We start from the raw sequence: 11,509 nt of genomic DNA, 5'->3' as shown, positions 1-11,509 counted from the left end.
CCCCGCCACTCAGGAACCCGCCCCCGGGGACGGCTCCACACCGGACGACCCCGGCGACGACCCCGATCCCAATCCGAGCTCCGGCCCGTCCCCGGCCCCCGAACCCGCGGACCCGCCCGCGCCCAGCCCGGTCCCGCTGCCCACGGTGACCGTCACGGTGACCGTGACCGCCACGCCCGCCACCGCGCCGACGGTGTGCAGCCGGGGCAAGGCCACCAAGACCCTGACCGCCGCCGGGTGGGCCACGGAGATGACCCGGGGCAAGGGCGAGCTGCCGGACGCGACGCTCAGCTGTTACCTGCGCCTGGTCGCGAAGGCCAGCGACGTCTTCCCCGAACTCACCCGCGCCTCCACGCCGGGTACGGCCTACCGGGTGCTCAAGCCCGCCAAGAAGACGAAGCTCACCCAGAAGATCAAGCTGGAGAGCGAGCTGCTGGCCGCCTGGCTGAACTGGGCGCACGGCGGGGTCAACTTCACCGCGAAGATCAGCAAGTCGACCACGGTCAGGGACACTCTCATCGCCGCGGAGAAGCAGCGGCTGAAGGGCACGCCCCTCTCCGAATACACCTCAATACTGAAAAAGCATGTGAACGCCCGCCGTATCGCATAAGCCCTAGATAGGTCGCTTAGGGTGATAGCCATGGATGCGACCAAGGTGATCATCGATACAGTCGACCGGCTCCGGCAGCGGCGTACCGCTCCGCTGGTCCTTGAACTCGACCTCACCGAGGGACTGTCCGACGGGCCGCCGTCGGATCCGCTGAGCGCGCTCCTGTCCATGCGCAAGACGAGCCTGACCGACGTGCTGTCCGGGCTGAAGCGCGCCAGGAAGGACTCCCGGGTCAAGGCGCTGATCGTCAAGATCGGCACCCAGCCGCTGGGGCTGGCGATGGTGCAGGATCTGCGCCAGGCCGTGATCGAGTTCCGGGCGGCGGGCAAGCTGACCGTCGCGTTCGCCGAGACCTTCGGCGAGTTCGGCGCCGGCACGGTGCCCTACTACCTCGGCAGCGCCTTCGAGCGGGTCTACCTGCAGCCGTCGGGCGACGTCGGGCTGACCGGCGTCGCGATGGAGCAGCGCTTCCTGCGGGGGGCGCTCGGCAAACTCGGCGTCGAGTACCAGATGGGTCAGCGGCACGAGTACAAGACCGCGGCCAACACCTTCACCCAGGACCACATGACCGACCCCCACCGCGAGTCGATGGGCCGGATCACCGAGTCGGTCACCGAGCAGATCGTCGCGGGCGTCGCCGAGGGGCGTGGGCTGGAGCCCACCAAGGTCCGCAAGCTCATCGACGAGGGCCCGTTCATCGGCGCCGAGGCGGTCGAGGCCGGCCTCGTGGACCGGATGGCCTACCGCGACGAGGTCTACGACGAGGTCAAGCAGGCCGTCGGCGACGACGCGCTCCTGCTGTACGTGGGCCGTTACGCCAAGGGCCCGATCGCGAAGAAGCTCCCGCGCCCCGGCGAGGAGACCGTCGCGCTGGTCCACGGCAACGGCGCGATCCGGCTCGGCCGCAGCGGGCGGAGCCCGCTGGGCGGCGGCAGCGCGATGGGCTCCGACACCGTCTGCGCCGCCCTGCGCGCGGCCCGCCGCGACGAGCACGTGAAGGCCGTCGTCTTCCGGGTGGACAGCCCCGGCGGCTCCTACGTGGCCTCCGACGCCATCTGGCGCGAGGTCGTGCTCACCCGCAAGGCGGGCAAGCCGATCGTGGTCTCGATGGGCGACCTGGCCGCCTCCGGCGGCTACATGGTCTCGATGGCCGCGGACGCGATCGTGGCCCAGCCGGGCACGCTCACCGGTTCCATCGGCGTGTTCGGCGGCAAGGCGGTCATCGGCGGGCTGCTGGAGAAGATCGGCGTCTCCTCCGAGACGGTCGGCGAGGGCGCCAACGCGGGGATGTTCTCCTCCACCAACGCCTTCTCCGAGGCGCAGTGGGCGCGGGTCAACGCCTGGCTCGACCGGGTCTACGAGGACTTCGTGAACAAGGTGGCCGAGGGCCGCGGCCTGTCCCGGGAGCGTGCCCACGAGCTGGCCAAGGGCCGGGTCTGGACCGGCGCCGACGCCCACGCCCACGGGCTCGTCGACGAGCTCGGCGGCCTCCAGGACGCCCTCGCCCTCGCCCGCGGGAAGGCCGGCCTGGCCGCCGACGCCCCGGTGCGCGTCTACCCCAGGCTAAGCCCGCTGGAGCGCCTGCGTCCGGCGGACTCCAGCGAGGACAGGACCGCCGCCATGGCACGGGTCCGGCTGGAGGCCTGGGGCCCGCTCGCCCACCTGGCCGGCGAGCTGGGCCTGCCGTCCTACGGCCCGCTCATGCTCCCCGGCGGGTGGACGATCCGCTAACGATCCGACGAAACCGGGCTCATCGCCCAGCCAGGAAGATCAGTACTGGCGATGCTCGTCGGTGAGCCCGTTGCTCGGGTTGTAGGTGCAGTAGAAGGTTCCGCCGAACGTCTTCTGGTCGTAGGCCGCCATCTTCTTGCAGTCGTTGCAGTAGTAAAACGATTCGATGAAGGAACTGTTCGGGCGGGCGGAGGTCGGCAGGCCACAGCTGTTGGCCAGGACCTGGACCGGCATCCTCACACTCGGTCCCGTCGCCGCCGACGCCGATACGGACGCGGCGGAGAGGACTGACGCCGTAAAGGCCGCCACCGCGACGACCGTCCCAGCGAGCCGCTGACGAGTGACAATGCGCTTGGTGTTCCCCCTGAAGTCATGAACCTGGTGATATACGGCGTTCCGGGCCGTGGCAGCAAGCCTGTCCCAGGCGGATTCCGGCCGCCACACCTTTCGTTCCTGACCGAAAGGGTCTGGTCGGCCTTGGCCGGACAGGGGTGGCGGCGTGAAGATGCGTTGGCATGATGCGACTGCATTTCTCCGACACCGACCTTCGCCGGATCACGTTCGCCCCGGCTCCGAACCCCTTGTGGGAGACGGTTCTGAGCGTGCGCCTGATGCGTGGCGCGCCGACCGGCAGGACCTGGACACGGCCTGGAGTCCGCCATCTGCACCGGCAGGTGAAGGGCAGCCTGCCGGAGCGGGCCGGGGTGCTCGCGCCTCTTGTCGCCCCGAAGAGTCCCGTGCCCGGGTTCCTGCTCCAGCCGGACGCCGGTGACTTCGCCACCAGTGTCGAGCTGGTCCGCCAGACACCCGACTGGCAGCTGGCGATCGAGCTGAGCTTGCTGTCGCCCGCCCAGCGGGCCGGGAGGTGGGCGGACGAGCTGGCCGGCGGCGCCCCCTGGGCGCGCCAGACCCTTGCCGATGATCTGTACGGCTACTTCGCCTCGGCAGTGGAGCCGCTGTGGCCGCAGATTCAGGCCGAGGCCGCCGCCGACCGCGCCCTGCGCTCCGAGACCTTGCTGCGCGGCGGAGTCGACGCCCTGCTGGCCACGCTCCACCCCGACTGCCGCTGGCGGCCGCCGACCCTGCACATCCCGGTCCCCGGCGACCATGACTTCCCATTGGGCGGACGCGGGCTGGTGCTGATCCCGTCCTACTTCGTGCCCCGCCCGATGGTGCTGTATCGGGACCACGCGGCCACCGTGCTGGTCTATCCGATCTTCGTCGCAGACCGGTTCACCGGCCCGGGCGACGTGCTCGGGCGCCTGATCGGCCGTACCCGCGCGGCCGTGCTGGCCACCCTGCGCGCCCCGGCCACCACCACGTCCGTGGCCGAACGGGTCGGCATCTCCCTCGCCTCGGCCAGCGAGCACACCACGGTACTGCGCAACGCCGGGCTCGTCTCGACCACCCGGACGGGCGGCGCCGTCCTGCACGTCCTGACCCCCCTCGGGGAGGCCCTCCTGTACAGCGGCTCGAGCGCCGGCTCATGACCCACGACGCGCGACCGTGCCGACGGCCCCCATCGGAGTAGTCGGTCATTCGGACATGATGGCGCAACCGCCTGGTCGACCTTGTCCGGATACGGCACCGGGATCTCCTGTCTCGCGCGGGAGACCGCGGACAGCAGGGGCCCGTCTGCGTGTGAGAGGCCCGCGGATCCGCGGGCCTCTCACACGCAGACGGTCAGCCGACGGGGCGGTACCGGCCGCGGAGCCGTACGAGCGGGAGGACCCCGGGGTTGACGTAGCTCACGTCGAGCACCCGGGCGATGTAGAGGGTATGGTCCCCGGCCGGGACGACCTGGGCCGTCTCGGCCTCCAGGGCGGTCACACCGCCGTCCACGACGAGTGCCTCGCTCAGCTCCCCCCGGTGGTGCGGCGTGCCGGCGAGCAGCAGCCGGGCGCCGGGCCGGCCGGCGGTGGCGAAGCGGCTGGCGATCGCCTTCTGCCCGGCGGACAGCACGCTGGCGGCCCAGCGGTCACGGCGTAGCAGCAGCTCGTTGAGGTAGCCGGTGTTCTCCAAGCTCACCATCACCAGCAGGGGGTCGAGCGAGACCGAGACGAGGGTGCCGATCGTCGCCCCCACGTCGTCGCGCTCGTCCTTCACGGTGATGACCGTCACTGCGGTCGGGACCTGCGCCATGGCCTCGATGAACTCGTTCACAGGGCAATCATTCCGGAAGGCGGCCGGCCCCAGGGCGGCGGCCGTCACCCCGGCCCAGGACTCTCCGCCCCGGACCGGTCCTCCACACCGTTACCCTCGGCCCCGGACTCTCCGCCCCGGACCGGTCCTCCTCGCCGTCATCCCCGGCCCCGGCCGTTCCCGTAGCCGTTCCCGTGGCCCCGGCCGTGGCCCCGGCCGCGGTCGTTGCCGCGGTCCCGGTCGCCCCTGCCGGCCATGTCGCGCTCGCCGTCGCCGGGGCCGTCGCGGCCCTCGCGGGCCGACCGCTTGGGGGCGCAGCCCTGGCCGCAGCCGCCGAAGCGGGCGGAGTCGATCGGGTGGAAGGGGGTGGCCCTGACGCCCTTCAGCGCCGCCATCATGGTGTCCTTCCAGATCGGGCCGGGGAGGCTGGCGCCGGCGACGATGCTGTAGCCCCTGCCGCCGATGGTGACGCCGGTGAGCTTGTGAACCGTCGAGCCGCGGGGGTCGCCGATGCTGACCGCGCCGGCCAGGTCGGGGGTGAACCCGGCGAACCACGCGGTGGCGTACCCGTCCGTGGTGCCGGTCTTGCCCGCCGCGTCTCGGCCGATGCCGCCCACGCCGCGCATGGTGCCCTTGGTGAACACGCCGGACAGGATGTCCGCTGTGGCGTCGGCGACCGCCGGGTCCAGCGCCTGGCGGCACTGCGGCGCGTAACGGGTCACCTTGCCGTCGCGGTCGGTGATCTGGGTGATGGCCATCGGCGCGCAGTACTTACCGCGCGCGCCGATCGCGGCATAGGCGTTGGCCACCGTCACCGGGTCCATCTCGTTGACGCCGAGGGTGAAGGTCTCGACCTCCTGCAACTCCTGCCCGTCGGCCCGCTTGATGCCCAGCGACTTGGCGGTCTGCACCGTGTCGCACAGCCCCACGCGCTGCTCCAGGGCGACGAAGAAGGTGTTGACCGACCCCCAGGTGCCGGTCTGCAGCGTCTTGAACCCGGGCGAGCCCTCGTCGTTGGTGACGGTGTGCTCCGGGTCGCCGACGCTCCCGCCCTTGCAGTTCTTGAACGCCGCGTAGCCCGGGGCGCGGTAGCCGGCACTGGTGGTGATGCCGTCGTTGACCTTCATGCCCTTCTTCAACGCGGTGATCAGGGTGAAGGTCTTGAACGTCGAGCCCGCCTGGAACCCCGTGCCGCCGCCGTGCGCGGCGTCGGCCACCACGTTGTAGGACATCTCGTTCCTGCGCTTGGCGATGCCGTACTTCCGGCTGGCCGCCATCGCCTTGATCGCACCGGTGCCGGGCTGCACGAGCGCCTGGGAGGCCATCGGGTTGTCGGAGGCGTACACCCGTCTCCTGATCGCCGCGTCGGCCGCGGCCTGCATCTTCGGGTCCAGCGTCGTCCTGATCGTCAGGCCGCCGCGGTTGAGGAACCGGAGGCGGGCCTCCTCGGTCTTGCCGAAGGCCGGGTTGCCGGAGATCTCGTTGCGCACGTAGAGGCAGAAGTAGGGGTACGGGCTGGCCTCGCATCCGCCCGGCAGCGGCGTGCCCCTGTAGCCCAGCTTCTCCTTCCTGGCCTTCGCGGCCTCCTCCGGCGTGATCTTCTTGAGCTCCTCCATCCGGTCGAGCACCAGGTTGCGCCGCTCCAGCAGCAGCCGCTGCGCCTTCTTGCCCGCGTCGGGGTTGGTGCTGTTGGGAGACTGCACGGCCGCCGCCAGGGTCGCCGCCTGCGACAGGGTGAGCTTGGCCGCCGGCACCCCGAAGAACCGCTTGGCCGCCGCCTCGACCCCGTTGGCCCTCGCCCCGAAGAAGGCGATGTTCAGGTATTTCTCCAGGATCTGGTCCTTGGAGTATTTCTGCTCGACCGCCATCGCGTACCGCAGCTCGTTGAGCTTGCGCGCGTAGCTGGCCTCCAGCGCCTTCTCCTGCTCCTTCTTGGTGACCGCCGTGGTGAGCAGCACCTGTTTGACGTACTGCTGGGTGATGCTGGAGCCGCCCTGGCTCACCCCGCCCGAGGCGAGGTTCTTGGCCAGGGCCCGCATGGTCCCCTCAAGGTCGATGGCGCCGTGCTCGTAGAAGCGGTAGTCCTCGATCGAGATGATCGCCGTCTTCATCACGTCGGCCACCTGGCTGAGCGGCACGACCTCGCGGTACACGTCCCAGAACTGCGCGATCTGGTTGCCCCTGGCGTCCAGGACCGTCGTCTTCTCCGCCAGCGGGGGCTCCTTGAGCTCCACCGGCCTGAGGTTCAGCTCCTCCGACGCGGTGACGACCACCGCCCCCGCGCCGCCCACGGCCGGCAGCGCGAGGCCGCCGGCCAGCAGTCCCGCGGCCACTGCCGCTCCGGCGAGCCGTGCGATCTTCCCACCGGCCGATGTGCCGGCTCCGGTGTCACCCGGCCGGCGACCGGTCCCCCTGGCGTCAGTGAGCAGACGCTCAACGGGCGCACGCATACGGTTCCCCCCATTACACCTTTATGACTGGCCTATAACCTATGGGTGGAATGAAGGGTATGCCTTCTGGATCTTCGGGAACCGCCTCCCGGCGCCCGGGGGGAGGACCCTCACCGTGCCGTCCGGCGGGCGCCCGTCCCCCTGCGGCCCACCGGGGGACAGGGTCCCGACCGTCCGATCCATGACCGCGGACACGCCGCCACGCCCGGACGAGTGAGAAGAGCCGGGCCGGCGGCTCACAGCCGTACGGCCCGCGCACGGGAGTCCGCGCGCGGGCCGCAGGTGACGGCGGAGTGCCTAGAGCAGGCTGTTCTGGGTCAGCCAGTCCTTGGCGACCGTGGCCGCGTCGTCCTTGTCGATCGCCACGCGCTTCATCAGCGCGAGCAGACCGGGGGTGTCGAGCTTGGCGGAGACGGCGTTCAGCGCGCTCTTCACGGTGTCGTTCACCGCGGCCTTGTTGACCAGGGGCACGATGTTGTCGGCGGCGAAGGCGTTCTTGGTGTCCTTCAGCGAGACCAGGTCGTTGATCACGATCTTGGGGTCGGTGGTGAAGACGTTGCCCACCTGGACGGTGCCGTCCTTGATGGCGTCGGCGGTGGCGTCACCGGTCTTCTTCCACTCCTTGAACTCCAGGCCGTAGGTGTCCTTGAAGTTCTTCTCCTGGCGGGACTGGAACTCCGGCGGGCCGCCCACGGCGAAGGTCTTGCCGACCTTGACCAGGTCCTCGATCGTGGCGAGGCCGTCCTTGGCAGCGGTGGCCTTGGTGACGGTCAGCGAGTTGTTGTCCTCGGCCGCGGCGGGCTCCAGGACCTCCAGCTCGGCCGGGAGCTTCTCCTTGAGCCCGGCGACGACGTCGTCCTTGGTCTTGGCCGTCGTCGTCTTGTCGACGAAGGCGAGCAGGGAGCCGATGTACTCCGGCAGGACCGTCAGGCCGCCGCTCTTGGCCTGGTCGACCAGGACCTCACGGCTGCCGATGTTGAGCTTCCTCTCGACCTGCACCCCCTTGGCCTCCAGGGCCTGGGCGTAGATCTCGGCGAGCAGGACGTTCTCCGGGAAGTTGGCCGAGCCGACGACGACCTTCCCCCCGGCCGCGGCCCCGGAGCCCGTGGGGCTCACGGACGCGCTGGTGAGCGGGTCGCCACCGCCACCGCACGCGGTAAGTGTGAGCGCCGCGGACAGGATGACTGCCGCAGTGCTGAACAGGCGCTTCATCGTGCTTTCCCTTCTAAAACGGGGGGTAATAAGGAGATTAGCGTATGGTCTGGCGCTGACTCACCCCCGGGGAGACCATGACGCGTTGCACCAGAGCGAAACCCAGCTGGACGATCAGGGCCAGCAGCGCCACCAGGACGGCCCCTCCGATCGTGCGCGGGAAGTCCTTGGTCGCCAGGCCGTCGACGATGAACCGGCCCAGGCCGCCCAGACCCACGTAGGCGGCCACGGTCGCGGTCGACACCACCTGGATCGCGGCGATCCGCAGGCCGAGCAGGATCAGCGGCAGCGCCACCGGCACGAGCACCCGGCCGAGCACCTCGCTCCCGCGCAGGCCCATGCCGTACGCGGCGTCGCGCAGGTCGGGATCCACGCCGCGCAGACCCTCGTAGGTGTTGACCAGGATGGGCGGCACGGCGAGCGCAACCAGCGGGATCAGCACCGGGACGATGGTGCCGACGCCCATCAGCAGCACGATGAGCACGAGCAGGCCCAGCGTCGGCAGGGCGCGGGCCGCGTTGGCGCTCAGGATCGCGAACAGCGCCCCCTTGCCGGTGTGACCGATCCACAGCCCCAGCGGCAGCGCGATCAGCATGGCCAGCAGCAGCGAGATCCCGGAGAACTCCAGGTGCTCCAGCAGCCGGACGGGGATGCCGTCCGGGCCGGACCAGTTGTCCGGGTTCCCGAAGAAGTCGATCAGCCAGTTCACGCGGCCCCCCTCGCCCGCGACCACGGGGTCAGCAGGCGCTGCGCCAGGACCAGCAGCAGGTCGGCGATGGCCGCCAGCACCACGACCAGCACGATGCCCACGATGATCGGGGTGTAGAACTGCCGCTGCCAGCCGTCGATGAACAGGTAGCCCAGCCCGCCCCTGCCGACCAGAGCGCCCACGCTGACCAGGCTGATGCTGGAGACCGCGGCCACCCTGAGCCCGGCCAGCACGACCGGGACCGCGATCGGCAGCTCCACCTGGAGCAGCCTCCGCAGCGGGGTGAAGCCCATGGCCACCGCGGACTGGCGCACATGGTCGGGGACCGAGCTGAGCCCGTCCACGACGGCCGGGATCAGCACCGCCATGGCGTAGAACGTGAGCGGGACCATCACGGTCGTCCGGGTGGCGAGGCCGGTGACCGGGATGAGCACGATGAAGACCGCCAGCGAGGGCAGCGAGTAGATCACGTTCATGACGCCGACGGTCGGCTGGTAGAGCCAGCGCCAGCGGACGCCGGCCAGCCCGAGCGGGAGCGCGACGAGCAGCCCGATGACGATCGGCACCAGCGCCATGACGACGTGGTCCGCCAGCAGGACCTGGATGGAGGGCCAGTTGCGCCCGATCCAGTCCCAGCGGACCAGCGGTTCCTCATGCACCGACGCCTCCGGCGACCTTGCCCAGCGCCTCGTCCAGCGCCTCGCGGGTGGCCACGCCCTCGGCCCTGCCCTCCTCGTCCACCGCGATCGCGCTCCCCGAGGGGGACAGCAACGCCGCGTCCAGCGCGCCGCGCAGCGAGTCACGGCCCCTGACGAACGTCCCGTACGGCGCGAGCCGCACGTCCGCGAGCGTGCCGGCGTCCGGCAGGTCCTTGACGGAGGCCCAGCCCAGCGGCCGGTTCTCCCCGTCCACCACGGCCAGCCAGGGCTCGTCCGTGCCACGCACCGTGGAGACGTCGGCGGAGGCGGACACGGTCAGGTCGGCGCGCAGCCGCAGCCCCTCGTCGGAGACGAACGACAGCCGCCGGATGCCCCGGTCACGGCCGAGGAACTCCCGGACGAAGTCGTCGGCGGGGCGGGCCAGCAGCGTCGGGGGGTCGGCGAGCTGCGCCAGGCGTCCGCCGACGCGGAGCACGGCCACCCGGTCGCCGAGCTTGATGGCCTCGTCGATGTCGTGGGTGACGAACACGATGGTCTTGTTGAGCTCGGCCTGCAGCCGGAGCAGCTCCTCCTGCAGGCTCGTGCGCACGATCGGGTCCACCGCGCTGAACGGCTCGTCCATCAGCAGCACCGGCGGGTCGGCCGCCAGCGCGCGGGCCACGCCGACGCGCTGCTGCTGGCCGCCGGAGAGCTGGAAGGGGTACCGGTCGGCCATCTTGAGGTCGAGCCCGACCCGCTCCAGCAGCTCCATGGCCCGGTCCCGGGCCTTCTTCCTGTCCCAGCCGAGCAGGTAGGGCACCGTCGCCACGTTGTCGACGATCTTGCGGTGCGGGAACAGCCCCGCCTGCTGGATGACGTAGCCGATGCCCCTGCGCAGCGTCGGCGGGTCGATGGTCTTCACGTCCACGCCGTCGAGGAGGATCTGCCCCTCGGTCGCGTCGATCATCCTGTTGATCATTCGGAGGGAGGTGGTCTTGCCGCAGCCCGAAGGGCCGACGAACACGGTTATCTCCCCGGTGGGCACCTCAAGGCTGAGGTCGTCCACGGCGACGGTCCCGTCGGCGTAACGCTTGGTGACCCGGTCAAATTTGATCATGCGCAACCTCTTGCTCCTCGGCAGGGCTGCGGCCCCCTGCCACAACTGCCCCATGATCTGACGCGGACCACCCTAGGGCCTATGGCCGACATTTCCGATCTGATTTCCCGCCTTCTCCCTGCCTTCGATCGATGCCCCACCGCCCCCGCGATATCTATCAAATGGGCATTCAATCCTACGGAGAACCTCAACAGATCGGCATGATTACCCATATCGTGGGGATTGACACCTCCAGCGCCATACGTACCACAGGCCTCGCGGTCTCTGTGTTCATCACCACACTCGCTCGAACCCCAGAGGAACCGGTCACGTGACCCAACCGCTCCTCGGTCAGCGCTCGCGCGGCGAACTGATCGCCGAGCTCTACGACCGTCACGCCGCCGGGCTGTTCGCGTACTGTCACGACCAGCTCGGCGATCCCGGCTCCGCCGCCGCCGCGCTGGTGGCCGTCCTCACCGCCGTCCCGGACATAGAGCCCCCGCGTGCCGCGCTCTACGCGTTCGCCCGCCGCGAGATCCACCTGCGCGACGTCGTCCACGCCCCGCCCGCCGCCGACGCCGACCCGGTCTCCGCCTTCGTCGAGCGGGTCCTGCGCGACCTGCGTCCGCATCAGCGCGAAGTACTGTACCTGTCCGGCGTGTGTGAGATGGACACCTCGGAGCTGTCCTGGGTGCTCGACGTGGCGGCCGACACCGCCGACGAGCTGACCGTGAGCGCCTGCCGGCGCTTCGCCCAGTCGCTGAGCCTGGCGCTGGCCTCGGCACGGGTGCCGGATCACCTGGCCGAGGTGTTCGGCGCCCTCTCCGTCGCCCCGGTCCGCGACGTGCTCGTCCGCGCCCCCTGGGCCACCCCGCCCGCGGCGCTGCGGACCCTGGCGCTGGGATCGCCGTCCGCTCCGCC

Annotated in this window: 10 protein-coding genes and 1 pseudogene; 4 read left to right on the top strand and 7 right to left on the bottom strand. The window is 70.6% G+C overall.

The window, feature by feature from the left end; translation table 11 throughout:
- A pseudogene (locus tag CA984_RS46695) lies at positions 1 to 610 on the top strand (hypothetical protein); the annotation flags it as partial.
- Positions 611 to 640: 30 nt separating this feature from the next.
- Positions 641 to 2,341 (top strand): signal peptide peptidase SppA, encoded by a 1,701-nt coding sequence (sppA, locus tag CA984_RS38120; RefSeq protein WP_086578248.1) that lies wholly within the window; start codon positions 641 to 643, stop codon positions 2,339 to 2,341.
- Positions 2,342 to 2,380: 39 nt separating this feature from the next.
- Here sppA and CA984_RS38115 read toward each other — a convergent pair whose 3' ends face one another.
- Positions 2,381 to 2,575: a hypothetical protein gene (locus CA984_RS38115; RefSeq protein WP_086578247.1), complete on the bottom strand. Its 195-nt coding sequence runs from the start codon at positions 2,573 to 2,575 to the stop codon at positions 2,381 to 2,383.
- 281 nt (positions 2,576 to 2,856) lie between these two features.
- Between CA984_RS38115 and CA984_RS38110 the strand changes: the two genes are divergently transcribed.
- The gene (locus CA984_RS38110) at positions 2,857 to 3,831 is read left to right on the top strand and encodes an ArsR/SmtB family transcription factor (protein ID WP_086578246.1); all 975 of its coding nucleotides are present in this window, start codon (positions 2,857 to 2,859) and stop codon (positions 3,829 to 3,831) included.
- A 193-nt stretch (positions 3,832 to 4,024) separates the two neighbouring features.
- Here the strand turns inward: CA984_RS38110 and CA984_RS38105 are convergent, their stop codons facing one another.
- From CA984_RS38105 to CA984_RS38080, 6 genes are all read right to left on the bottom strand, one after another.
- The gene (locus tag CA984_RS38105) at positions 4,025 to 4,504 is read right to left on the bottom strand and encodes a flavin reductase family protein (RefSeq protein ID WP_207621189.1); all 480 of its coding nucleotides are present in this window, start codon (positions 4,502 to 4,504) and stop codon (positions 4,025 to 4,027) included.
- Positions 4,505 to 4,641: 137 nt separating this feature from the next.
- Positions 4,642 to 6,933 carry a transglycosylase domain-containing protein gene (locus tag CA984_RS38100; protein WP_242676402.1) on the bottom strand — a complete coding sequence of 764 codons (2,292 nt, stop codon included), beginning with the start codon at positions 6,931 to 6,933 and terminating at the stop codon, positions 4,642 to 4,644.
- A 297-nt stretch (positions 6,934 to 7,230) separates the two neighbouring features.
- Entirely contained in the window at positions 7,231 to 8,145 is a 915-nt protein-coding gene (locus CA984_RS38095) for an ABC transporter substrate-binding protein (RefSeq protein ID WP_086578244.1), read from the bottom strand.
- A 37-nt stretch (positions 8,146 to 8,182) separates the two neighbouring features.
- The gene (locus CA984_RS38090; RefSeq protein ID WP_086578249.1) at positions 8,183 to 8,854 is read right to left on the bottom strand and encodes an ABC transporter permease; all 672 of its coding nucleotides are present in this window, start codon (positions 8,852 to 8,854) and stop codon (positions 8,183 to 8,185) included.
- Positions 8,851 to 9,513, bottom strand: coding sequence for an ABC transporter permease (locus CA984_RS38085; RefSeq protein ID WP_086578243.1), 663 nt, complete (start codon positions 9,511 to 9,513; stop codon positions 8,851 to 8,853). Before CA984_RS38085 ends, CA984_RS38090 begins: the two co-directional genes overlap by 4 nt.
- Positions 9,506 to 10,609: an ABC transporter ATP-binding protein gene (locus CA984_RS38080; RefSeq protein WP_086578242.1), complete on the bottom strand. Its 1,104-nt coding sequence runs from the start codon at positions 10,607 to 10,609 to the stop codon at positions 9,506 to 9,508. The genes CA984_RS38085 and CA984_RS38080 overlap by 8 nt, the downstream gene beginning before the upstream one ends.
- 310 nt (positions 10,610 to 10,919) lie before the next feature.
- On the opposite strand from CA984_RS38080, the gene CA984_RS38075 reads away from it, so the two are divergent.
- Positions 10,920 to 11,509 (top strand): RNA polymerase sigma factor (locus CA984_RS38075; RefSeq protein WP_086578241.1); only part of this gene is annotated, 590 nt, incomplete at its 3' end.

It is taken from the genome of Streptosporangium minutum (assembly GCF_002149035.1).
GTDB classification, from domain to species: domain Bacteria; phylum Actinomycetota; class Actinomycetes; order Streptosporangiales; family Streptosporangiaceae; genus Streptosporangium; species Streptosporangium minutum.
The sequence above is the reverse complement of the archived record's forward strand: the minus strand, read 5'-3'. Positions and strand labels throughout refer to the sequence as shown.

Bases quoted from the DNA above. Each gene is read 5' to 3' on its own strand.
- CA984_RS38110 (WP_086578246.1), top strand. From the start codon at position 2,857: ATGATGCGACTGCATTTCTCCGACACCGACCTTCGCCGGATCACGTTC.
- sppA (WP_086578248.1), top strand. From the start codon at position 641: ATGGATGCGACCAAGGTGATCATCGATACAGTCGACCGGCTCCGGCAG.
- CA984_RS38080 (WP_086578242.1), bottom strand. From the start codon at position 10,609: ATGATCAAATTTGACCGGGTCACCAAGCGTTACGCCGACGGGACCGTC.
- CA984_RS38100 (WP_242676402.1), bottom strand. From the start codon at position 6,933: ATGCGTGCGCCCGTTGAGCGTCTGCTCACTGACGCCAGGGGGACCGGT.
- CA984_RS38115 (WP_086578247.1), bottom strand. From the start codon at position 2,575: ATGCCGGTCCAGGTCCTGGCCAACAGCTGTGGCCTGCCGACCTCCGCC.
- CA984_RS38095 (WP_086578244.1), bottom strand. From the start codon at position 8,145: ATGAAGCGCCTGTTCAGCACTGCGGCAGTCATCCTGTCCGCGGCGCTC.